We start from the raw sequence: 22,751 nt of genomic DNA, 5'->3' as shown, positions 1-22,751 counted from the left end.
GGGAGGCTTGCCGACGTGTCGCCCGGATGCTAGCCGCGGCGCCGTCTCAGCGCGGCACCGTGCCGTCGAGGAGCACGCCGATGACGGAAAGGAGTCCGGGGCCGGCGGGCAGCGAGAGCCACAGCAACGCGCCCACCACTGCGGCACACAGCACCCCGACGATCCAGCTGATCGCCAGGTTCCGCCCGCCGACACGTGCCCCCATGCAACCGAGGATACGCCCGAGCCTGTGCGGGAAGGATCAGGCGCGCATCGTGTCGACAGGGCTGCGGCCGCGCATGCGCCAGAGCAGCCAGAGTCCCGAGACCGGGACGAGCACGAAGCCGATGAGCAACGTCGCGTGCCACCCCGGCAGCGCGAGGTTCGGCATGAGCGGGTTCACGCCCGACCCTTCCGGTCCTGCGGCAGCCCAGGACTGCGACAACGCCGACACCGCCGCCATCAGCACGAAGGTGGCAGAGGGCAGCAGCACCGCGACCAGCTTCTCCCACGTCCGCCACATCGCGCTCATGAGCACCATCACGACGCCGGCGAACCATCCGACGATCGGCACGACGAACCCTCCGCCGCCGAGCGCGATCGCCGCGGCGATGGCGAATCCGCGCGTACGGGTCAGCGGCAGACGCCGCGCCGGAGGCGCGGGCGCGGCCACCGCCGGCACGTATCCTGCGGCATCCATCGCCTCACGAGCGATCTGCTCCGGATCGCCCAGCTGTGCGATGCGCGCCTGCGCGGCATCCGGTTCGAGGCTGGAGAGCTCTTCGGCGATACCGGCGCGGATGTCCGATGCGATGCCGTGCGGCACATCACGCAGGGCGGTGTCGAGTCGGGCGAGGTATTCGGCGGCGGTGATCATGGTCATTCCTCTCCCACGAGCGATGAGACGGTCCTGGCGAACGGCTGCCATTGCACCCGGAACTGCGCGAGCTGCGCCACCCCGGCATCCGTGAGCCGGTAATAGCGGCGCACGGGCCCGGCCTCCGACGGCTGATCGAAGGTGGTCACCCATCCGTTGTCGCGCAGACGCCCGAGCAGCGGGTACAGGGTGCCGATGCTCGCGATGAGCCCCGTCGCGGTGAGCGCGTCGGCGAGCTGCCAGCCGTACATCGGCTCGCGTGCGAGCAGGCCGAGCACGCAGTACTCCACCACGCCCTTGCGCATCTGCGCGCCGACGTCCGCTGTCATGTTTGACAAGCTATCGTGCGACGCACGCTAGCCACAACTCCACTCTCACCTGAGACTCCCGCTCCAGCACGGCGCTGCACGCCGGGGCGCCTTCCGTGCCGGAGCAGAAGCCTCGTCGCCGACGATCGTCAGGGCAGCGCGACCCCTGGCAGGCTCCATGCGGCGAAGGCAGGGCCGTCGGCGGCGAGCGCGACCGCGCCGTCGGATGCGACGGCGAGCGTGGCCTCACCGATCAGCGTCTCCGCCCCTTCGGCGCCAGGCAGTGCGCCGGGTGCAAGCTCGGCATCCGCTCCCCCGCGGGTCGCGAGCACGAGCACGCTCTCGTCCGCTCCCTCTCGTACGAACACGACCGTCTCATCGTCGACGTGCAGCCAGCGCAGGCCTCCGTCGCCGAGCACGGGATGCGCGCGGCGCAGACCCACCAGCTGGCGGTACATCCGCAGGCGCTCGGCGAGCTCCGGCTCGGTCTGCCTCGACCACGGCATCGGGGTGCGGCTGGCCTCGCCGTCGGCGCCCGTCAGGCCGAACTCGTCACCCGCGAACACGACGGGCACGCCGGGCAGCGTCATCGACAGGCCGACCGCCACGGGCAGGGTGCCTTCGGCGGCGTTCGTGGCGAAGCGGCCGGTGTCGTGCGTGTCGAGCGGCTGCATGTTGCCGAGCCGCACGCGCCACGGGATGCCGGAGGTGAACCGCGTGACGGCATCCGCGAACTCCCGGGCGGTGTATCGCGGTATGCCCCCGATAGGCTGCCCGAAGAACCAGGGCTCGGTGCGTTCGTCGCCCTCGGCCGTGAGGTAGGGCTCCCCCGTCGGCTCGCTCAGCCATCCCCACAGCGGTCGGGTGAACGAGGGGTAGGTCATCGCACCGTGCCAGCCATCCCCCTGCAGGTCGCTCGCGGCGTCGTTCGTCGATTCGCCGAGCAGGATCGCATCGGGGTTGATGCGCAGCATCGTCTCCCGCAGCAGCTGACGGACCTCGGCGTTCAGATCGACGTCTCCCAGCCGGCCCGTCATGTTCGCCACGTCGATGCGCCACCCGTCGATCGAGTACGGCGGCTTCAGCCACTTCGCCACGACCGAATCGTCGCCGGTGATGAAACGCTCGCGCAGCGCCTCGGACGCCCAGTTGAACTTCGGCAGCGTCGGCGTGCCGAGCCACGACTCGTACTCGGTGTTACCGGCATCCGTGAAGTAGTAGTAGCTCTCGGTCTCGGCACCGGGGTTGCCTAGCGCCTGCTGGAACCACTCGTGCCGGTCACCGGAATGATTGCTGGTGAGGTCGCCGATCACCCGGATGCCGCGCGCATGCGCCTGCTCGATCAGCCGGATGTACGCCTCGTCGCCGCCCAGCAGCGGGTCGACGGAATCGAAGCTGGCCGCGTCGTAGCGGTGATTCGATGCCGCTGGGAAGACAGGGGTGAGGTACAACAGGTTCACGCCGAGATCGACGAGGTGGTCGAGACGCTCGATGATGCCGGGGATGTCGCCGCCGTAGAACTGCTGCGAGCGACCCGGCATCACGGGATCGACCGGATCGTCCCACGAGACGGGGATCGCCCATTCCGGGGTCGGATGCCGATCAGCCTCCGCCGACCGCGCGAACCGGTCGGGGAACACCTGGTACATCACCGAATCGCGCAGCCATGCGGGCGGTGCGGGGTTCGCGACCAGTGCGAAGTCCTCGGAGTCGAGGGTCTCGAGCGTGTGGATGCCGGTCTGGTTGAGCCACTCCACTCGGCTGCCCTCGTGCACGAGCACGAAGCGGTAGCCGTGCCGGGGGTTGCGCACCGTGACGGGCGCCTCCCACCAGTCCCAGCCGTCGGCGGATCCGATGCGAACGGCAACCGTCCACTCCGGCTCGTGATCGGGATTGGACCGTGTGCGCACGGCAGCGAGCGGGCCGTAGCCGGCGGGCACGCGCAGGCGGACGGTGACGGTCTCGCCGAGCGCGGGCTCGTCGTTCGAGACGTACAGCGCCGAGCCGTCGTGGTGGGGTTCGAGAACGGACATGTCATGCCTTTCGTGAGGTCGGCGGTGCACCCGCCGCAAGTCGACGTGGTTGCACGGCCGTGGCCATGACAGAGCCCTTGGGTTGTTCTTCTGTTGTGGAGTCTGGCACAGCGCGCCGACACCGGCACGCTACGGCCCCCGCTACTTGACGCTTCCGGCGGTCAGCCCGCCGACGATGTACTTCTGCAGCGCCAGGAACAGCGCGACCGGGAGGATCGCGGCGAGCACGGCGCCTGCGGCGAACACACTCCAGTTCTTGGAGAACTCGTCGGAGACGAATCGGTAGAGACCCACAGCCAGCGTCTGCTTCTCGGGGTCGACGAGGATGACGCTCGCCAGCACGAACTCGCTCGAGGTGCCGATGAAGCTGAGCAGGCCGACGACGGCGAGGATGGGCGCGACCAGTCGCAGGATGATCGTGAAGAAGATGCGCGCGTGACCGGCGCCGTCGATCTTCGCCGCCTCATCGATCGACGCAGGCACGGTGTTGAAGAACCCGTACATCAGATAGGTGTTGGCGCCGAGCGCTCCGCCGAGGTACACCATGATCAGGCCGATCTGGGTGTTGAGCCCGATCGCGGGGAAGATGTCGCTGATCGTGACCATCAGCAGGAAGATCGCGACCATGGCGAGCATCTGCGGGAACATCTGCACCACCAGCAGTGCGGTCAGGGTGAACCGGCGTCCGGTGAACCGCATCCGAGAGAAGCTGTAGGCAGCGAGCGCACCGAGCAGCACAGTGAGCACGGAGGTGATCAGGCCGATCACCAGGGTGTTCACGAACCAGTTGCCGTACGGGTGGGTCGTGCTCTGGAACAGCGTCAGGTAGCTCTCCAGGCTGATCTTGCTGAACAGCGAATTGGCCGTCAGCAGGGTGCCGCCCGGGTTCAGGGACGCGCTGATGACGTACAGCAGCGGGAACAGCGCGAAGACCGTTGCGACGATGCCGACGAGGTGGCGCCAGCCGGTCTCTCGGAAGTACCTTCCGAACGGGCGGCGAGGGTCGCGCCCCTCGCCGCGCACGCCGGCCTCGGTGACGATGACGGCCGTGGAGGGCGCGGCGGATGCGGTGGATCCGGTGATCTGCGAGGTGCTCATGTCAGTTCAGATCCTCCAGGGCCTTGGTGCGCCGGAACGCGATGACCGAGATGGTCGCGACGAGGATGAAGATGATGATCGAGAAGGCGCTGGCGAGCCCGTAGTCGGATGTCGAGCCGACGAAGGCGACCTTGTAGACCATCGTGATGAGGATGTCGGTGGCTCCGACGTTGACCCCCGCGGTGATGTCGCGCGGGCCGCCCCCGGTCAGCATGTAGATCAGGCTGAAGTTGTTGAAGTTGAAGGCGAACGACGAGATCAGCAGCGGGGCGACCGCGACGAGCAGCAGCGGCAGCTTGATCGAGCGGAACACCTGCCAGGCGCTCGCCCCGTCGACGCGGGCTGCCTCTTGCACGTCGTCGGGGATGGATTGCAGCGCACCCGTGCAGATGAGGAACATGTACGGGAAGCCGAGCCAGAGGTTCACCAGGATGATGCTGAACTTCGCCAGCCATTCATTGGTGAGCCACGGGATGTCGGCACCGCCGAACAGCACGACGTTCAGAAAGCCGAACTCCTGATTCATCATGCCCGCCCACACCAGGGCCGACAGGAACCCGGGGAACGCGTACGGGAGGATCATCAGCACCCGGTAGTACTTCTTCGACTTCATCCGCGGGTCGTTGAACACGATCGCGAGGAAGAGGCCGAGAGCGAAGCACGTGAAGACGGACAGGAACGCGAACACGAACGTCCAGACGAGCACCGAGAGGAACGGGGCGCGGATCGACTCCTCGGCGAAGGCGCGGACGAAATTGTCGAAGCCGACGACGATCTGCCAACCGGGTTTGAGCTCCGTGCCGTCGTCGGCGGTGAAGGCGCCGGTGCCGATGTCGCGATACTCCACGCCTGTGCGGGTGTCGGTCATCGTGCCTGATGCCTCGTCGTAGACGAGCTTCGAGAGGTAGACGTAGGCCGAGGACCCGTCGGGCGTGCGCAGTGCACCGTCGTTGGGGTCGTCGCTGATCGGCACCGACATCTCGGCGATGCGCTCCTGCTGCGCCACGATGTCGCCGAACGCGAGCGTGGTGTAGCCGGAGAGCGCGACCGCCTTGCCGCCCTCCATCTCGGCGCCGTCTACCTCCTGAAGCGGCCGCTCCTCGCCGCCAAGCCGCACGTCGCCGTCGGGGTCGGTGACGAGGAACGACAGCTCCCCGAGCTGCTCGACGATCGTCAGATCGTAGGCGGGCGAGTCGGGCACGCGCTCCTGTGCCGAGAGCATCAGCGCGTTGACGGCACTGTCCTTGTCGGCGTTATGACCGGTCCCGTAGTTGGTGAACGCCACGTACCCGGTGTACAGCGCGGCGAAGACCTGGAAGACGAACAGGAAGATGAGCCCCGGCATGAGGTACTTCGCCGGGAGCTTGCCTCGGCCGAGGTAGATCCACACCGCAAGGGCGGCGACCAGGGCGACGATGACGGCGGGAATCCACTGCCCGGTACGCACGAGCACCAGAGCCGCGTATACCGCGAGTGCGAGGATCAGGCCCAGCACGATGATCTTGAACAGCACGAGCCCCCACCCTCCACCTGCGGCCTCGGAGAGGCGGGCGGCGCGGCGCTGGCGGGCGGTGGGCGGAGCGGTGTCGTCCGGGTCCTTGATGAGCGTCATGGCTGTCCTCGTCGAAATCAGCAGATCGGCCGGTGCGGGCTGAGGCGGACGGCGTCTTCGTGACGCCGCCCGCCTCAGGAGATCACTTGATGGCGCCCTGGATGTCGGCCGTCATCTTGTCCCACAGGGCGGCGGGGTCGCCGCCCTTGCCGTTGATCAGTGCCGTCTCGGTGACGCCCCAGAACTGCCAGACGGCACCCATCTCGGGGATGCTGGGCATCGGCACGGCGTTCGCACCGACCTCGCCGAAGCCCGCGGTGATCGGGTCGCCCTCGACTGCGGCCTCGAAGGCTGAGGTCAGCGCCGGCGCACGGCCGCCCACCTCGTAGAGCGCGGTCTGCACCTCTTCGGAGCCGACGTAGTTGAGCAGGAACTCATTGGCCGCGAGCTTGTTCTTGCTCTCGGAGCTGAGGAAGAAGCCCTGCACGCCGGCGAACGGCTGCGCGTCCTCGCCGCCTGCCGACGGGATCGGGTCGACCGCGACGTTTAGGCCCGCCTCCACAGCGGCCGGGGCGTTCCACGGTCCGGTGAGGAAGAAGGGCGACTTGCCGGCGAGGAAGTTCTCCTTGGCGAGGTCGCCGGTGATGTTGGTGTTCAGCACACCGGCCTTGCCCTGCTCGCCGAGCCACGCGGCGAACGCCTTGCCGCCGTCATTGCCGATCTGGAGGTCGTCGGCGTTGTAGCTGCCGTCGGAGTTCTGACCGAAGACGGGAGCGCCGAACGAGGTCTGGAACGGGTACAGGTGGTAGGGGTCGGCCTGCTCGGGGTCGAGCCCGACGAGGAACGCGAACTCGGTGCCGGCCTCCTTGCCCTTGGCGATCATGTCGTCGAAGTCGGCCGGCGCCTCCGCCACGAGGTCGGTGTTGCGCAGCAGACCGATGTTCTCGATCGCGTACGGCACCCCGTAGACCTGGCCGTCGTAGCTGAACGCGTCGAGCGCGACCTTCTCGAATTCGCCGGCACGGTCGCCGAGCTCGACCGGTGCCACCACGCCGTTGTCGACGAGGACGCCGAGCCAGTCGTGCGCGCCGACGACCACGTCGGGGCCCTTGCCCGTGGGCGCCTGCTGCACGAACTGGTCGCGGATCTCGCCGAACTCCTTCTGCACCAGCGTCACCTTCACACCGGTGTCGTTGGTGAACGCCTCGGCGGCGTCGTTCATGACCTCTGCGCGGTCGGCGTCGACCCAGACGGTGATCTGGCCGGAGAAGTCGGCCTTCTCATCGGGCGCATCGCCCGACGGGGACGATGCGCAGCCGGCGAGGGCCAGTGCGGACGTGGCGGCGATGGCGCCGAACGCGAGGATGCTCCTCTTTGTCACCTTCATTGGTGCGTGCCTCTCTCGATGCGTGGGGCCTGCAAGGACTGCAAGCGCTTACAGTATGCCTTGCGCGCGCGGAGATTCGCAATGATCCGAACCACCGATATCGACCTGTAACCAGAGCTGGAGGGTCGACCGATTCGTGGAAGCGCTTCCATATCGATGGACCGCGGGTGCGCTCGCTACACTGGCCTGCATGGCTGACTCTTCGTTCGACATCGTTTCCAAGGTGGATCACCAGGAAGCCGACAACGCTCTGAACCAGGCCCGCAAGGAAGTCGAGCAGCGCTACGACTTCAAGGGCACCGGGGCGTCCATCGCCTGGAGCGGCGAGCAGATCGTGATCACCGCCAACGCCGAAGAACGCGCCAAGGCCGTGCTCGATGTCTTCCAGTCCAAGCTCATCAAGCGCGGCATCTCGCTGAAGAGCCTCGAGTCGGGCGACCCGGTCGCCAGCGGCAAGGAGTACCGCATCGTCTCGACCCTGAAGGACGGCATCTCCAGCGAGAACGCGAAGAAGATCGGCAAGATCATCCGTGACGAGGGGCCCAAGGGCGTCAAGAGCCAGATCCAGGGTGACGAGCTGCGCGTGCAATCGAAGAGCCGCGACGACCTGCAGGCCGTGATCGCTCTGCTCAAGGGCAGCGACCTCGACATCGATCTGCAGTTCATCAACTACCGCTGAGGCGCGCTCGCCCGAGACTCGCGGGCAAGATGGTCGGCGTAGACCCCAGACACCCCGGCCCGCTCAGCCGTCGTCCTCCTGGTCCTCGGCCGCTTCTTCCGCGGCCTTCCGCTGCTCCTCTTCGGCCTTCTTCTGCGCTTCTTCGGCCTCTTTGCGAAGGTCATCTTCGGCCTTCTGCGCCTCTTTCGCCGCCTTCTCCTCGGCCTTCCGGGCTTCCTCTGCGGCCTTCTCGGCGGCCTTGCGCTGGGCTTCTTCGGCCTTCTCGTTCCCGACGCCACCGCCTGGTCCCCCGCCGGTGTCTGCGGGTACGACCGGTACGGTGCCGCCGTCCACCGTCTCGGCATCCGTGGGTGACGAGGGCTCCGGATCGACTGAACGCTCGGTGACGGGGGTGTCTGCGGGGGTCGGCTCGGGCACCGCGTCGATTCCCGCCGCCCAGATGCCGACGGCGATCGCGATCACGGCCGACCCGGCGGCCCAGCCGCCGACGAGGAGCGCACGCCTGCGGCGCCGCGGCGCGACGCGGGCGGCCGGTCCGGTCTCGGAGGCCGCGACGGGGAGCGGACGGGTGCGACTCAGGTCGTGGTCGGGATCCACCATCATCCCGGCATCGGCCATGGTGGCGAGCGCGGCCGAGGGCATGGTCGCCATGTCGGCCGACGCAGCTGCAGCGCCCGACACGACAGGAGCATCCCCCGCGATCTCGGATGCCGTGCGAGCGATCTCCGCGGCCGTCGGGCGGCGGGCAGGATCGATGTCGGTCATCTGCGTCAGCAGCCGGGCCCAGCGCGGACCGACCGATGCGGGGATGACCGGCGGGTTGGTGAGCCGCGCCAGGGCGGTGGCGATGCCCTCCGCCTCTGGGTACGCACGAGACCCGGTGAGCGCCTCGAGCAGGACCAGACCAAGGGAGTAGATGTCGGCCGGCGGAGAGGGCTGTGCGCCTCTGACCTGCTCCGGTGCCAGGTACGCCGCGGTGCCGATGACGATGCCGGGTGCGGTCACCCGTGTCGTGTCGAGCAGCCATGCGATCCCGAAGTCCGCGAGCTTGGCACGGCAGCGCCCGCCCGGAAGGTGCGACGGGGCGAGCAGCACGTTCGAGGGCTTGATGTCCCTGTGCACCACTCCCGCGCTGTGCACGACGTGCAACGCCTCTGCCAGATCGGCAGCCAGGTGCGCGACCTCATCGGCAGGCATCGCCCCTTCGGCGAGTCGCCGGCTGAGTGTGGGACCGTCGACGAACTCCATGACCATGTACTCCGGCTGCCCCGGCACGAGGTGCGCGTCGAACAGCGTCACGAGCGACGGATGGTTGAGACCGGCGAGGACCGTCGTCTCGCTGCGCGCCCGCTCCGGCGTCGCCACGCTGTCGACCGTCGGGCGGAGCATCTTGATCGCCACCGTCCGGCCGAGCGTGACGTCCTCGCCGCGATAGACGCGGGCCATGCCGCCCTCGCCGACGCACACGCCGAGGCGGTACCGGCCATCCAGCATCGCCTCCGTCGGAGGCGGCTCCACCGCAGCCATAGATGTCCTCCCTGCCGACCATGCTCGGGAATCGGGCGACAGTCATCCACTTTAGGACGCGCTCGATCAGGCTTGAGCGGCCTTGACACCGCCTCCGCGAGATGCATCAGCGCATGGTCGTCGCCGGCGTGGCTAGACTGTCGAGAAGGCCCCGTGTGGGGTCGGGTCGGTCTCGGGGGAGGCCGGAACGCCGTTGGGGAGGGTGTTCTGCATGTATGAAGACCTGTCGGGAATCAGGACGACGAAGCGCCTGCTCGCTGAAGACCTCTTCCGCGAGATCGGCACGGCGATCGTCGAGGGCCGCCTCGCTGCAGGCGAGCGGGTGAGAGACAGCGAACTGGCGGCGAAGTACAACGTCTCGCGCACCCCGGTGCGCGAAGCGCTGCAGCGGTTGGAGCGACTCGGTCTCGTGGAGATGTCGCCGAGCCGCTACACCCGTGTCACAGAGCCCTCGCCCGAGCTCATCGACGACGTGCGCGTCTACGCCGCCTTCCAGTCGGGCTTCCTCTGCGCCCTGACCGTGGCGCACCTCAGCGAGGAAGAGCGCCGGCACGCCGCCGGCATCATCGATAAGGCGCTCGAGGACAGCGAGGACGACCAGGCCCTGTCGCACGCGCGATGGGAGTTGTTCGACTATCTCGGCGAACGCTCGGAGAACCGCATGCTCAACGCTCTCGCGACGGAGGCCAGCATGGCGACGCTGCGAAGCCTTCGCCTGTGGGAGCCGACCCCCGAGCAGCACGCCGCATGCATCGACGCCCTCGCCGAGTTGCGTTCGGCGATCCTCACCGGCGACGCCAGAGCAGCGGAACTCGCCGCGCGCGCCGTCTACGGCGTTCTCTGACGAACCGGCTGCCGCACGGCATCCGGTGAGGGTCGGCGCGACCGCCCCTCGGACTGCGACGCGGCCCACCCCGTCACCCAGCGATCCAGTCGGGCGTATGCGTCCTCGCGGGCGTCGCGCGCCGACAGGAACACGTCGTGCAGGGCTCCCTCGATCCGTTCGATCGTCACCGACGGCCCGAGCTTCAGCGCAGCGCGCGCGATGTCGTCGACGACCAGCACGCTGTCGGTGCGGGTGAGCTCGTCGGACCATCGAGTCGGCAGAGCCGTGCGCGCCGACAGCAGCACGCAGACGGGGGCGTCGATCTCCAGCCCCTTCGACACCGCGCGATGGCCCTCGAGGATCGCGTGCAGCCACGCGGCGTGCACGATCATCGACTGCTCCGGCCGCCACTCGAGGTTGATGTCCATCGGGTCGTCCGGATCTGCAGCCTCTGCCTGCGCGCGGGTGTAGAAGCCGAGATCCACCTGCGGCGCGGCATCCATCGGCCACCACTTCGCCTGCAACCCCACCATCGGGGCGATCGCCGCACGTGCGGCTCCCAGCTGGAACTCCAGCCACGGGGAGTTGAGTATCACCGCGTCCACCTCGCGCGGATGCCGCGACGCCCACAGGCTCAGCACGAGGCCACCGGTGGAGTGGCCGAGCAGCACCAGGCGTCTGCCCTCGGCATCCCCTCGCGCGTCGAGCGCCGCGGCGATGTCGACGTCGTACTCGCCGAGGTCGGTGATGAACCCCGGCGTCTGCCCCGGCCGCAGGCTGCGGCCGTACTTGCGCAGGTCGAGCGCGAAGAAGCGCGCTCCACGGCTGGTCCAGAACCGCGCCAGCCGCTTCTGGAAGAAATAGTCCGACCAGCCGTGCACATAGAGCACGTCGACGTCGTTCAGCGGTCGCGGGTCATCACCGAATCGCCACCACGGAGCGGGATCGGGAAGCGCGCGCACCACCGTCGCGAACAGTTCGCCCTCGGAATCCTCGCCGAGCGGCAGCGTCTGCTGCGCGAAGCCGTCACCGAGGACGTCAGGAACCCACTCCCCCATGCCGCCACCCTATCGGCCGGCGACATCCGGCCATCCGCGTGCCCGCCTGAGCCTCGGGGCGCGCCCGGCCCGAGTCACTCCCCGCGGGAGATGCGCACCATCTCGTCGCGGGGCACGACCTTCACGCGCACGCGCTCCTGCGGAACTCCGAGAGCCATCTCGTGCTCGTCGAGGCGGTGCCAGCCCTCGAGGTCGGTCCACGCGACGCCGCGCGATTCGAGCAGCACCGGGATCGATGCCTCCGACGGGTCCTCGGGCTGCCACCACGACCCCTGGTCGTTGATGAGGTGCCGAACGGTCTCCATCGCATCGGACTTGGTGTGGCCGATGAGACCGACCGGTCCGCGCTTGATCCACCCGGTGGCGTAGATGCCCGGCACGCGCTGGTTCGACTTCGCCTCGAGCACCTGACCCTCGCGGTTGGGGATCACACCGTGCTTCTTGTCGAACGGGACGCCGGGAAGCGGCGAGCCGAAATACCCGACCGCCCGGTACAGGGCCTGCATCGGCACCTCACGGAATTCTCCGGTGCCGATGATGCCGCCGGCACCGTCGGACTTCGTGCGCTCGTAGACGAGAGCGGCGACCCGTCCGTTCTCGTCGGTGCGTACCTCGACGGGCCGTGCCCAGAAGTGCAGGTGCAGGCGCCGGGATGCGGTGCCGCCGGCGTTGTTCACGGAGTCGCGCTTGCGCCACGACTGCAGGATGCGGTCGATGACCATCACCTGCTTGTTGCTCGCGACGGCATCCCGCGACGCCTCGTCGTAGTCAAAGTCCTCGTCGTACACGACCATGTCGACGTCGCGCAGCTCGCCGAGCTCCCTGAGCTCGAGAGGGGTGAACTTCACCTGGGCAGGACCCCGACGACCGAACACGTGCACGTCGGTGACCGCGCTTGCCTGAAGCCCCTCGTAGACGTTGTCCGGCACCTCGGTGACCAGCAGATCCTCGGCGTGTTTGGCCAGCATGCGTGAGACGTCGAGCGCCACGTTGCCGTTGCCGATGACACCGACGGATGCCGCGTCCAGCGGCCACTCGCGAGGCACGTCGGGGTGCCCGTCGAACCAGCTGACGTAGTCGGCCGCGCCGTACGAGCCCGCCGCGTCGATGCCGGGGATGGCGAGGTCGGCGTCGCGGACGGCACCGGTCGCGAAGATCACGGCGTGGTAGTGCCGCTTGAGATCGTCGAGGGTGATGTCCTCACCGAAGCGCACGTTGCCGAAGAGGCGGATGTCGCCGCGGTCGAGAACGTCACGCAGAGCGGTGATGATGCCCTTGATGCGCGGGTGATCGGGAGCGACGCCGTAGCGCACCAGGCCGTAGGGTGCGGGGAGCTGCTCGAACAGGTCGATCGACACGTCGAACTTGCGCTCCGCCTTGAGCAGGATGTCGGCGGCGTAGATGCCTGCCGGTCCCGCCCCGACGATGGCCAGCCTGAGCTTCGTCATGGGGTTCCTTCCATCAGCTGCTGCGGTCGGCGAGCGACTCGGCGAAGCGGGTGAGCGCCTCGCGGACTGTGCCCTTCGGCAGCGGTTCCAATGCCGCGATCGCGTCGGCGGTCCAGGTGCGTGCGAGTTCGAGGGTGCGCGCGGTCGCGCTGTGGTCGCGCAGCGCCGCCAACGGTCCGTCGAGGATCCCCGCGTCCGCGCCTTCAGCGATCCGGGCGACGCCCTCGTCGATGCGCTGCGCCAGCTCGACATCGGCGGTGTCGGTGCCTGCCTTCAGCAGCAGCGACGGCATCGTCGGCACGCCTGCACGCAGGTCGGTGCCCGGCACCTTGCCCGTCTCACCGGGATCGGCCGAGAGGTCGATCACATCGTCGAGCAGCTGGAAGGCGACACCCACCTTCTCGCCATACACACGCAGCGGCTCTTCGAGCTCGGGCGAGGCATTGGAGAAGATGGCGCCACCCTGCGTCGCGGCTGCGATCAGCGAGCCGGTCTTGTCTGCCAGCACCTGGATGTAGAACTCGATCGGGTCATCGCCCGGCTGCGCCCCGACGGTCTCGTGCATCTGGCCGAGCACGAGGCGCTCGAAGGTGTCCGCCTGCAGCCGGATGGCGCGGTCGCCGTAGCGCGACATGATCTGACTGGCCCGCGAGAACAGGATGTCGCCCGTGAGGATCGCGACGCTGTTGCCCCAGACGGCGTGCGCGGCCGGCACACCCCGGCGCTTGTCGGCGCCGTCCATGACGTCATCGTGATAGAGCGAGCCGAGATGGGTGAGCTCCAGTGCCTTGGCCACATCGATCACGGCCGGGATGTTGCCTTCACCGAGCTGTGCGGTGAGCAGCGTGAGCACGGGACGGATGCGCTTGCCGCCGGCCTCGTACAGGTAGCGGCTCGCGGCGTCGGCGACCGAATCGGCGACCTTCAGGTCATCTGCCAGGCCGGACTCTACGAGTTCGAGCCCGTCTTCGATCTGCTTCGCCACACGTCGCGCTGCGGGACCGACGAAGACGCGGTCGCTGAAGCCGAGTCGGCTCGCAAGTCGCGTGCCCGGGGTGGCGGGGCTCGAAGTCACGCCCTCCAGCCTACCCGCGTGCGGAACCGCTGAAGTCCGCTGCGGATGCGCCGGCGGGGCCACGCGGATGTCGACGTTCAGGCCAGAGCGTCGACCAGCGGCCGGAACTTCACGCGGGTCTCGAGCAGCTCCGACTCTGGGTCGCTGCCCGCGACGATGCCAGCGCCCGCGAACGCGGTCACCCGGCGTGCGCCCGACGCGCCCTCGACGGCATCCGCGAACTGCGCGCAGCGCAGGGCGATCGCCCAGTCCCCGTTCCCGGCGGCATCCACCCAGCCCACGGGGCCCGCGTAACGTCCGCGGTCGAAGGGCTCGAGACGCCGGATCGCCTCGAGCGCCAGCGGCGTCGGGGTGCCTGCAACGGCGGCCGTGGGATGCAGAGCGCCGACCAGATCGAGCGCCGAGGCGCCGTCGCTGAGCTCGCCCGCGACGTCGGTTGCGAGGTGGAAGAGGTTCGGCAGCTCCAGGATGTACGGCGACGGGTCGGCGGAGAGCCCGACGGTGTGCGGCGCCAGAGACTCGAGCACGCTGCGAACGGCGTAGGCGTGCTCGTCGAGGTCCTTGGCGCTGGCGGCGAGCGCCGCCGCCGCAGTGGAATCGGCGCCGGCATCCGCTCCGCGCCCTGCGGTTCCTGCGAGCACCCTGGCTGTGACGGTGCGCTCGTGCACCGTCACGAGGGTCTCTGGGCTCGCGCCGATCAGCCCGTCGACGGAGAAGGTCCACGTGTCGGGGTAGTCGGTCGACAGCGCGCGCACGAGGCGGCGCAGGTCGGCATCCGCCGGGACCGTGCCTGTGAGATCGCGCGCCAGCACGACCTTGCCGATGGCGCCCGCCGCGATCTCCTCGAGGGCGCGGCGCACGGAGTCCTGATATCCCTGCGGAGTCTGTGCGCCTGGACCGACCCGACCCGCCCAGTGCGGGCCGTACGGCACCGGTTCGCGAACGTCGGCGAAGTCGCCGTCGTCGACCCGGATGCGGGTCATCCAGCTGCGCCCTCCGCGCCGACCGATCACGGTCGACGGCACGATCAGGACGCTGTCGGCACCCGACCGCTCATCGAACGTGAGCGCGCCGAAGCCGACGAGCCCCGTGCCGGGCAGCCGCACCGCATCGTCGACATCGGCGTCGCCGGCGAGGGCGGCCCAGGCCTCCGCGACGGCCGCGCTGCGCGGGCGTCCTTCTCCGGCTGGTATGCGGATGATCGCCGGAGCCCCGTCGCCGGCGGCCACGATCCCTTCGCCGCGGCGCAGCCACGCCAGCGGACGAGAAGCGGAGGTGTGGGCCAGCAGATCGTCGACGGGTGGGATCTCGCGGGTCTGCGCGACCAGGCGGATGCTGCTCACCCGTCCAGCCTACTGTTCACCGCTGAGCACGAGCGCCCCCGCCGCGGGCGGACGCGCGCGGTGGACGCCCTGCCGTGCACCGACACGTGCCGCGGATCAAAAGGACATGTCCCCCGCGGGTTGCGGATGCGTTCTCGATCCGCGCCGGGATCGAGAATCACGGAACCGACGTCAACGGTCCAGTCCGAGGGACTCCAGCCGGTCGAGCCAGACGTCGGCGGTGGCGTCGTCGAAAGGAGGAAGCTTCCCGAGGACCCGCTGCTCGAGATCGAGGGCGAGCGCTTCGAGGTGGGTGATGACGTGGGCCGGATAACCGTATTGCACGAGGTGCTCCTCCCACTCGTCGCGGTCGTCGATCCACGTGCCGCGCTCACCGACGACGCGTACCACATCGAGGTCCATGTCGATGCCCGTGGCGTAGACGGGAAGATCGAGATCCGTCCGGGAGCTGCCGGTCTCGCCGATCCAGCGCAGCTCCCAGGCGAGGTCGATGTAGATGCGCATGCCCTTGGGGTGGCGACGGTTCACTGTGAGGGCGAAATCGGCCGCGCCGAGCTCAGCATCCGGGTGCGGGATCAGGGTGACGTTCGGATTGCCCGCCGCGAAATCGCGGCCGGGGCGGGTGTTGCGCCAGCCGACGGGCTGCCCGAGCCAGTCACCCCATTCGTCCTGGCCGAGGTAGACCTCCTCATTGGCCCAGTGCGGCGATCCGTCCCACTTGCTCCACTGGACCATCATCGGTGTGCCCGGCTCGGGACGATTCGCATTCACCCCGCCGAGTCTACGACCGGTCGCCGTAGGCCCGACGGCGCCCTGAGTGCGCGCGCCGCTGGAACTAGGATCGAGGCATGGAGCCGAACCGCGCCGACCTCGGCAAAGACCCGTCTCGCGTCAGCGGCATGTTCGATCAGGTCGCCGGCGGCTACGACCGCACGAACACGCTGATGACGTTCGGCAACGACGCTCTCTGGCGCGCCGCGACGACGCGTGCGGTGGCGCCGAAGCGCGGCGAGCGCATCCTCGATCTCGCGGCGGGCACGGCCTCGTCATCGGCGTCACTCGCGGCGAGCGGCGCCGACGTGGTCGCCGCCGACTTCTCGCCCGGGATGCTGGCTGAGGGCCGGCGCAGGCACGGACATCTGGCCAATCTGACCTTCGTCGAGGCCGACGCCACGGCGCTGCCGTTCGGCGACGGCGAGTTCGACGCGGTGACCATGTCGTACGGACTGCGCAATGTGCAGGATCCGAAGAAGGCGCTGCGCGAGCTGTTCCGTGTGACGAAGCCCGGCGGACGTCTCGTGATCAACGAGTTCTCCACTCCGCCTGGCCGGCTGTTCCGAGGGCTGTACCGGTTCTACAACGCGCAGGTGCTGCCTCGGGTCGCGCGTCTCGCCGGCACGAATGGCGACGCGTACGACTATCTGAACGAGTCGATCCGCGATTGGCCCGATCAGCGCACGCTCGCCGGGTGGATCCGCGAGGCCGGTTGGACGGAGGTCGCTTACCGCAACCTCAGCTTCGGCATCGTCGCGCTGCACCGGGGGCGCAAGCCCGGGGCCTGACGCGCTGAACCTCGTCCCGGCTCAGCTCGCGACGAGCCGCTTCCGCTCGGCCGCCACGTCGAAATCGGCCTGCGGCCACTGCGAGTCGATGTCCTCGAGCGCGGCGATGAGGAGCTCCTGCACGACGAGCCTCGCGTACCACTTGTGGTCGGAAGGAACGACGTGCCAGGGAGCGTCGGGTGTCGACGTACGCTCGAGCGCGGCCTGGTAGGCAGCCATGTAATCGTCCCACCGCAGCCGCTCGTCGACGTCGCCGGGACTGTACTTCCAATGCTTGTCGGGGCGATCGAGACGCTCCATCAGCCGTTCTTTCTGCTCGTCGCGCGAGATGTGCAGCATGACCTTGACGATGCGCGTGCCCGATTCCGTGAGACGGCGCTCGAAGGCCTCGATCGCGTCGTACCGGCGCTCGATCTCGCGGCCGTCGGCCAGGCCGTGCACGCGGGCGATGAGGACGTCCTCGTAGTGCGAGCGGTCGAACACACCGATGAACCCCGGCGCGGGGAGCCGATTCTCGATGCGCCAGAGGAAGTCGTGCTTCAGCTCCTCTTCCGTCGGCGCCTTGAAGGCGGCCAGCTCGATGCCCTGAGGGTCGACGCCGCCGACGACATGGCGGACGATGCCGCCCTTGCCTGCCGTGTCCATCGCCTGCAGCACGAGCAGTACGGCATCCGTCGCCTCACCCGTCCGGCTTCCGGCATACAGCCGCTCCTGCAGATCTCCGAGCAGCTGCGAGCGGACCGCCAGCTGCTTTCTCGCGACGGCCTTGTCGCCCGCGAAACCCGGCGTCGCACCGGCATCGACCGCGTCGAGACGGAAGCCCTCCCCCGCCCGCAGGATTCGATCGGGGCGCGCGGTCCAGACGTGCTTGCTCATGCAGACATCATGCACCCGCCGCCGATGTCGGAGGCACCCGCCACAATCGCAACATGGACACCTCGCTTCTCGTCATCGCCGTCGCCGCATTCACCGCGGCTCTCGCCGGCGGCCTCGGGCTCGTGCTCGGGATGCAACGCGGGCGGGCGTCGGATGCAGCGCAGCAGGCCCAGCTGCAGTCAGCGCGTCTGCGCGTCGAGGCGCTGGAGCGCGACTCCGAGGCGCTGCGCGCCGAGATCGGTGTGCGGGTCGAGGAGGAGCGCGCCCTCGCCGATCGCCGGGTCGCGGAGGCGCGCCGGGACGGCGAGGCCGCAGTGGCTCAGGCCAAGAGCGAAGCGCAGACCCGCCTGAGCGAGGAGCGAGCGGAGCACGTCAGGCGGCTGGCGGAGGTGCGTGAGGAGGCTGAGGCGGATCTCGCGCTCGAGCGCACGCGCGCGAGCGAACGCCTCGACGAATTGCGCACCGACCAGAAGCGGCTCTCCGATGAGTTCGACGCCCTCAGCCGCAAGGCGCTCGAGGCGAACACCAGGGCATTCCTGGAACAGGCCGAAGAGCGTCTCAAGCGCAGCCAGAGCGAGGGGGCGGCCGAGCTGCAGAAGCGCCAGGATGCGGTGCAGCAGCTGATCGAGCCGATCCAGAAGACGCTCGACACGGTGAAGACCGAGATGACGACTGCCGAGAAGGCGCGGCTCGAGGCGAACGCGGCGCTCGCCGAGCAGCTGCAGTTCATGCGGCAGTCGTCGGAGACGCTGGGTTCGGAGACCCGCAACCTGGTGAACGCGCTTCGCGCCCCGCAGGTGCGTGGTCGCTGGGGCGAGCTGCAGCTGCGGCGCGTGGTCGAGGCGGCCGGGATGCTCAATCACGTCGACTTCGACGAGCAGCTGCATCACGACACCGACGAGGGCGCGCTGCGCCCCGATCTGGTGGTGCACCTCGCCGGCGACAAGCGCGTAGTCGTCGACTCCAAGGTCGCCTTCAGCGGTTACCTGGAGGCGATGGAGGCCACCGACGAGGCGGTGCGCGTGCAGCGTCTGCAGGCCCACGCCCGCCACCTGCGCAAGCACATCGACGACCTCGGCGCGAAGGAGTACTGGGACGTCGTCGCAGGCTCGCCCGAGTTCGTCGTGATGTTCGTGCCTGCAGAGCCCTTCCTCGTCGCCGCGCTCGACCAGGATGCCACGCTCTACGAGTACGCCTTCGAGCGCAACGTCGTGATCGCCACCCCATCGACGCTGATCGCTCTGCTGCGCACGGTGGGCCACGCCTGGCGACAGGATCAGCTCGCCCAGGAGGCGCAGCAGATCTTCGCCGTCGGCAAGGAACTGCACAAGCGGCTGGGCACGCTCGGCAGCCATCTCGCGAAGCTCGGCCGCAGCCTCAACACCACCGTCGAGGCCTACAACCGCTTCGCCGGCTCGCTCGACCGCAACGTCGTGACCCAGGCCCGCCGGTTCAGCGCCCTGCAGGGCCTGGACGAGGTGCTCAGCGACACTTCCCCGGTGGAAGCCCTCGCGATTCCGCCCTCCAAAGCGGATCTGTACGACGACGGCCTGCCGGCCATCGAGGCAGGCGGCTCAGACGCGCCCCGCGACAGCGGCACCCGCTACGCCCGCGCCGACGTCGACTCCATCGCCGATCGCCTGCAGTGAACAGCGCTGCCACCCGCAGTGAACCCCCGAGCCCCCTGATCGCTAGCGGGTGCTCTGGTCGAGGGCGCGGTTCATCGCTCGAGCGGGACCTCGATGATCTGCGGTCGCGTCACTGGCGACGTGAGCGCCTGATCCAGGGCGGATCGGGTCGCGACCTGCGTGTAGTCCCAGCCGTACGCGGAGGCCAGCTCACCAAGCTCGGCCGAATGCGGGGTGTAGAAGACCCGATCGAGGTCGGCCGAAGGCGCGGACGCGGCGACTTCGAGACCGTCGAAGATCGTCCCGCCGCCGTCATTGCCCACGATGACCTGGATCCGGGGCGTCGGCTCATCGACGGGCAGCAGCAGGGCACCGACATCATGCAGGAAGGCGAGATCGCCGAGCAGCACCCTGGTCACACCGGGCGTACTTTCCGCCTGGCTGGCCACGGCGATCCCGATCGCGGTGGCGATCGTGCCGTCGATGCCGGCGAGACCGCGGTTGGCGTGCACGGGAACCTTCTTGCCGCCCAGCACCTGGTCGGCGACGCGAACGAGCCGCGACGACCCGAACACGAGGCGGTCGTGCGGCCAGGTCGCGCGCCACACCGCATCCGCCAGGAGCTCCCGGTCGACGGGACGGCGCACCGCCTCGAGCTCGGCACGCACCGCGGTGAGCCGAGCGGCGCTGTCCGCCGCGTACAGTCCGGCCTGATCCGGTGCGGGAGCGCTCAGATCGATGGCGGCCGCCGCCGAGGCGTTCATCCAGGCGCCCAGCCATTGCCGATCCGCCGCCCCCGCCTCCACCGAGATGGCGTCGGCGGGCTGCGAGCGGCCGTTCAAGTTCACCGCCTGCCCACCTGAGCGCACGGCCACGACCTCTACGTCGTCGCGAGACAGCAGCGCCGCGACCTCGCGGCTGAGCGTCGGGTGCCCGAAGACGATCGCGCGCTCGACTCTGCCGCCGAGCGCCTCGTCACCCAGCAGCGCGCGATAGCCGTGGACGAGGAGTCTCCCGTACCTCGATCCGCTGACGATCTCGGCGATGAGCGGCCATCCGCCGGCGTGAGAAACCGCCTCGGCGTCCGCTCCTGCATCAGCGCCCGCGATGACCACCGTGCGCGGCCCGCGGCGCAGCGTCGTCGCCGTGGGTTCCGATCGAGCAGGCGCGGGGCCGGGGTGCGCGACCGCGGCCGTGTCGTCGGAAAGCGGTGCCCTGGCGGGCAGATTGAGGTGCACCGGCCCGGCGACGCCGGTGATGCCGGAACCGGTCAGGCCCAGGGCGGCCGCCACTGCTTCGCGCCCCAGCCCGGCCCACGACGTGGCCGCTCCGTCGTCCGGCACCGGCGTGGTGGCGTCCTTCTGCCAGCGAACGAACGAGCCGAAGATTCCGGGCTGGACAGTGGCCTGGTTGGCGGCGACGCCACGCAGTTCCGGAGGCCGATCGGCCGTGAGCAGCAGAAGCGGCACGCCGGAGTGGAAAGCCTCCATCGTCGCCGGCAGCAGGTTGCCCACCGCCGTCCCCGAGGTGCAGATCACGGCGACGGGCAGGCGCGTCTCTCGGGCGATGCCGAGCGCCGTGAACCCGGCGACGCGCTCGTCGATCCGCACGTGCACGCGAAGCACCCCGACGCGGGCGAGCGATGCCGCGGCGAGCGCGAGCGCCTGAGAGCGGGATCCTGGCGAGAGCACCACATCGCGCACACCACTGCCGATCAGCTCGGCGAGCAGCTCACCCGCCGCCGCGCTCGCGGGCGACGCGGTCACGAGCGATTGTCCGTGCCGTCGGTCTCGTCATCCAGACGCGCGAGCTCCTCCTCGAGCTGCTTGATGCGGGCGTCCTGCTCCTTGCGGGAGATGCCGCGCAGGAACTCCGGGTCGTCATCCGGCCGGAACAGCGGCGAGTCGTCGTGCCCCGGGCGTCGTCGTCCGATGGCGAACCACAGGATGCCGCCGATCACCGGCAGCAGCACGACGATCAGAACCCACTTGGCCTTGGACACGCCACGGTGCCGCTCCGCCGGCTGCACAGCGCAGTCCACGATGCTGAACACCCAGAAGAGCACGGCCAGGAATCCGCCGATGATCAGGATGCGTGCCATGCATCCAGTGTAGGTCGGCTGGGCGGCCCTGGATCGGCGCAGCCCCTCGCGAGACCGCCGGTTCCCGCGGTCTCGCACAGCGGGCGCCTAACCGGCGGCTCCTAGACTGGATGGGTGAAGCTGCCGCCCCTCCTCGTGTACACCGTGCTGCGGCTGCTGGCCTTCCTCGTGCCCTTGGCGATCCTGTGGTTCTTCTTCCCGATCTTCCGCGAGTACTGGTGGCTGGCGGCCCTGTTCTCGGCGCTCATCGGTATGAGCATCTCGCTGCTGTTCCTGCGAGCCCCTCTGTCCGACGCCTCCCGGGACATCTTCGAAAAACGTCACCGGAGCCGCCCGGATGAGGACGCCGAGGACGAAGCCGGCCCTCGGGCCTGAGTCCCGCATCCCCGTACTGGAAGCTCACCCGCGGGAACCAGGCGGCGGAGACTCCAGCGCACGCAGCATCCGCGACGCCGCTTCGCGCAGTTCGCTTCTGGCCGGTTCCGCCAGGTCTGCGACGTACTCGACGCCCTCAGGAATCCAGCACAGCGCGTAGGCGACCTCGCGCCAGTCGCCGCCGCCGACGGGCCAGCGCGTGGAAGTCTCGCCCTCTGCTGCAGCGCCTTCCGACCAACCGCCGAACCGCTCCTGCATCTCGGCGAGCGGCAATTCCATCACGACATCGACCTCCACCTTCTGAGGCGACCATGACGCGGCGATGAGAATGCGCTCCTCGATCTCTTCGGGGGTGAGCTCTCTCGCTTCGAACAGCACCCGGGTGTGCTCGACGGCCTCGATCCGATCGACACGCAGAGTGCGCCAGTCGTCACGGTCGAGGTCCCAGCACAGCAGATACCAGTTACGCCCACCCGGCGCGAGCATGTGCGGTTCGACGCGACGCCTTGTCTCGACATCATTCCTGTCGCGATAGCGCAGTCGCAGCCGCTCGCGGTCGCGCGCTGCCAACGCGATCTCGCCGAGAACCGTCGGCGAGACCACCGGCTCCGGTCCGAGGCGCGTCGGCTGCACGGCCGCGGCGAGCGCGGCCACACGCCGCCGCAGCGGACCGGGCAGCACCTGTTCCAGCTTTGCCAAGGCGGTCAGAGTGACCTCCGGTCCGCCGATCAGCTGCTGGGTGGCCGCGACCCTGAGCCCTATCGCCATCGTCACGGCCTCGTCGTCGGTGAGCAGCAGCGGCGGCAGGGCGCTGCCCGCCTCGAGCCGGTATCCCCCTGCCGCACCCGGCGTCGACTCCACCCGGTAGCCGAGCTCGCGCAGCCGGTCGACGTCGCGACGCACGGTTCGCTCTGTCACTCCCAGCCGGGCAGCCAGTTCCGAGCCGGGCCAGTGGCGGTGCGTCTGCAGCAGGTTCAGCAGCGCGAGCGCACGAGTGGTGGTGTCGGACATGTTGTCAG

Annotated in this window: 22 protein-coding genes; 5 read left to right on the top strand and 17 right to left on the bottom strand. The window is 69.1% G+C overall.

Translation table 11 applies throughout. The features are described from left to right. Window positions 1-46: 46 nt before the first annotated feature. From RIN43_RS08195 to RIN43_RS08165, 7 genes are all read right to left on the bottom strand, one after another. Window positions 47-205 (bottom strand): hypothetical protein, encoded by a 159-nt coding sequence (locus RIN43_RS08195; protein ID WP_309128414.1) that lies wholly within the window; start codon window positions 203-205, stop codon window positions 47-49. A gap of 36 nt (window positions 206-241) precedes the next feature. Further along, window positions 242-862 (bottom strand): hypothetical protein, encoded by a 621-nt coding sequence (locus RIN43_RS08190; protein WP_309128413.1) that lies wholly within the window; start codon window positions 860-862, stop codon window positions 242-244. After that, window positions 859-1,185 (bottom strand): PadR family transcriptional regulator, encoded by a 327-nt coding sequence (locus RIN43_RS08185; RefSeq protein ID WP_309128412.1) that lies wholly within the window; start codon window positions 1,183-1,185, stop codon window positions 859-861. Before RIN43_RS08185 ends, RIN43_RS08190 begins: the two co-directional genes overlap by 4 nt. Before the next feature lie 128 nt (window positions 1,186-1,313). Further along, the gene (locus tag RIN43_RS08180) at window positions 1,314-3,197 is read right to left on the bottom strand and encodes a glycoside hydrolase family 13 protein (protein ID WP_309128411.1); all 1,884 of its coding nucleotides are present in this window, start codon (window positions 3,195-3,197) and stop codon (window positions 1,314-1,316) included. Window positions 3,198-3,338: 141 nt separating this feature from the next. Next, window positions 3,339-4,295 carry a sugar ABC transporter permease gene (locus RIN43_RS08175; RefSeq protein ID WP_309128410.1) on the bottom strand — a complete coding sequence of 319 codons (957 nt, stop codon included), beginning with the start codon at window positions 4,293-4,295 and terminating at the stop codon, window positions 3,339-3,341. 1 nt (window position 4,296) lies between these two features. Next, the gene (locus tag RIN43_RS08170; protein ID WP_309128409.1) at window positions 4,297-5,907 is read right to left on the bottom strand and encodes an ABC transporter permease subunit; all 1,611 of its coding nucleotides are present in this window, start codon (window positions 5,905-5,907) and stop codon (window positions 4,297-4,299) included. A gap of 82 nt (window positions 5,908-5,989) precedes the next feature. Beyond that, complete coding sequence (locus tag RIN43_RS08165) at window positions 5,990-7,234, bottom strand: maltose ABC transporter substrate-binding protein (RefSeq protein ID WP_309128408.1); 1,245 nt, start codon at window positions 7,232-7,234, stop codon at window positions 5,990-5,992. A gap of 190 nt (window positions 7,235-7,424) precedes the next feature. Between RIN43_RS08165 and RIN43_RS08160 the strand changes: the two genes are divergently transcribed. Next, window positions 7,425-7,913 carry a YajQ family cyclic di-GMP-binding protein gene (locus tag RIN43_RS08160; protein WP_309128407.1) on the top strand — a complete coding sequence of 163 codons (489 nt, stop codon included), beginning with the start codon at window positions 7,425-7,427 and terminating at the stop codon, window positions 7,911-7,913. Window positions 7,914-7,976: 63 nt separating this feature from the next. Here RIN43_RS08160 and RIN43_RS08155 read toward each other — a convergent pair whose 3' ends face one another. Then, window positions 7,977-9,440, bottom strand: coding sequence for a serine/threonine-protein kinase (locus tag RIN43_RS08155; protein ID WP_309128406.1), 1,464 nt, complete (start codon window positions 9,438-9,440; stop codon window positions 7,977-7,979). Between the two features lie 211 nt (window positions 9,441-9,651). On the opposite strand from RIN43_RS08155, the gene RIN43_RS08150 reads away from it, so the two are divergent. After that, window positions 9,652-10,284: a GntR family transcriptional regulator gene (locus RIN43_RS08150; protein WP_309128405.1), complete on the top strand. Its 633-nt coding sequence runs from the start codon at window positions 9,652-9,654 to the stop codon at window positions 10,282-10,284. Here RIN43_RS08150 and RIN43_RS08145 read toward each other — a convergent pair. From RIN43_RS08145 to RIN43_RS08125, 5 genes are all read right to left on the bottom strand, one after another. Then, complete coding sequence (locus RIN43_RS08145; RefSeq protein ID WP_309128404.1) at window positions 10,269-11,324, bottom strand: alpha/beta hydrolase; 1,056 nt, start codon at window positions 11,322-11,324, stop codon at window positions 10,269-10,271. The genes RIN43_RS08150 and RIN43_RS08145 overlap by 16 nt on opposite strands. Before the next feature lie 74 nt (window positions 11,325-11,398). Beyond that, window positions 11,399-12,772, bottom strand: coding sequence for an FAD-dependent oxidoreductase (locus RIN43_RS08140; RefSeq protein WP_309128403.1), 1,374 nt, complete (start codon window positions 12,770-12,772; stop codon window positions 11,399-11,401). 13 nt (window positions 12,773-12,785) lie between these two features. Next, the gene (locus RIN43_RS08135; protein WP_309128402.1) at window positions 12,786-13,847 is read right to left on the bottom strand and encodes a polyprenyl synthetase family protein; all 1,062 of its coding nucleotides are present in this window, start codon (window positions 13,845-13,847) and stop codon (window positions 12,786-12,788) included. A 77-nt stretch (window positions 13,848-13,924) separates the two neighbouring features. Next, complete coding sequence (locus tag RIN43_RS08130) at window positions 13,925-15,190, bottom strand: chorismate-binding protein (RefSeq protein ID WP_309128401.1); 1,266 nt, start codon at window positions 15,188-15,190, stop codon at window positions 13,925-13,927. Window positions 15,191-15,361: 171 nt separating this feature from the next. Continuing rightward, window positions 15,362-15,961: a hypothetical protein gene (locus tag RIN43_RS08125; RefSeq protein ID WP_309128400.1), complete on the bottom strand. Its 600-nt coding sequence runs from the start codon at window positions 15,959-15,961 to the stop codon at window positions 15,362-15,364. Window positions 15,962-16,038: 77 nt separating this feature from the next. Between RIN43_RS08125 and RIN43_RS08120 the strand changes: the two genes are divergently transcribed. After that, complete coding sequence (locus tag RIN43_RS08120; RefSeq protein ID WP_309128399.1) at window positions 16,039-16,752, top strand: class I SAM-dependent methyltransferase; 714 nt, start codon at window positions 16,039-16,041, stop codon at window positions 16,750-16,752. A gap of 21 nt (window positions 16,753-16,773) precedes the next feature. On the opposite strand, the gene RIN43_RS08115 is transcribed toward RIN43_RS08120, so the two are convergent. Beyond that, the gene (locus RIN43_RS08115; RefSeq protein ID WP_309128398.1) at window positions 16,774-17,628 is read right to left on the bottom strand and encodes a polyphosphate kinase 2 family protein; all 855 of its coding nucleotides are present in this window, start codon (window positions 17,626-17,628) and stop codon (window positions 16,774-16,776) included. 53 nt (window positions 17,629-17,681) lie between these two features. Here RIN43_RS08115 and rmuC point away from each other — a divergent pair, with 53 nt between their 5' ends. Further along, the gene (gene rmuC, locus RIN43_RS08110; RefSeq protein ID WP_309128397.1) at window positions 17,682-19,277 is read left to right on the top strand and encodes a DNA recombination protein RmuC; all 1,596 of its coding nucleotides are present in this window, start codon (window positions 17,682-17,684) and stop codon (window positions 19,275-19,277) included. Between the two features lie 71 nt (window positions 19,278-19,348). Here rmuC and menD read toward each other — a convergent pair whose 3' ends face one another. Next, the gene (gene menD, locus RIN43_RS08105; protein WP_309128396.1) at window positions 19,349-21,022 is read right to left on the bottom strand and encodes a 2-succinyl-5-enolpyruvyl-6-hydroxy-3-cyclohexene-1-carboxylic-acid synthase; all 1,674 of its coding nucleotides are present in this window, start codon (window positions 21,020-21,022) and stop codon (window positions 19,349-19,351) included. After that, window positions 21,019-21,357, bottom strand: coding sequence for a PLDc N-terminal domain-containing protein (locus RIN43_RS08100; protein WP_309128395.1), 339 nt, complete (start codon window positions 21,355-21,357; stop codon window positions 21,019-21,021). Before RIN43_RS08100 ends, menD begins: the two co-directional genes overlap by 4 nt. Window positions 21,358-21,471: 114 nt before the next feature. On the opposite strand from RIN43_RS08100, the gene RIN43_RS08095 reads away from it, so the two are divergent. Beyond that, window positions 21,472-21,732 carry a DUF4229 domain-containing protein gene (locus RIN43_RS08095; RefSeq protein ID WP_309128394.1) on the top strand — a complete coding sequence of 87 codons (261 nt, stop codon included), beginning with the start codon at window positions 21,472-21,474 and terminating at the stop codon, window positions 21,730-21,732. Between the two features lie 24 nt (window positions 21,733-21,756). Here the strand turns inward: RIN43_RS08095 and RIN43_RS08090 are convergent, their stop codons facing one another. Then, a complete protein-coding gene (locus RIN43_RS08090) occupies window positions 21,757-22,743 on the bottom strand; it encodes a WYL domain-containing protein (RefSeq protein ID WP_309128393.1) in 987 nt (328 codons plus the stop codon). Between the last annotated feature and the right edge of the window lie 8 nt (window positions 22,744-22,751).

The sequence above is a fragment of the Microbacterium sp. genome (assembly GCF_031178445.1).
Taxonomy (GTDB): domain Bacteria; phylum Actinomycetota; class Actinomycetes; order Actinomycetales; family Microbacteriaceae; genus Microbacterium.
Note: the sequence above shows the minus strand (reverse complement) of the source record. Positions and strands in the feature narration are given on the sequence as shown.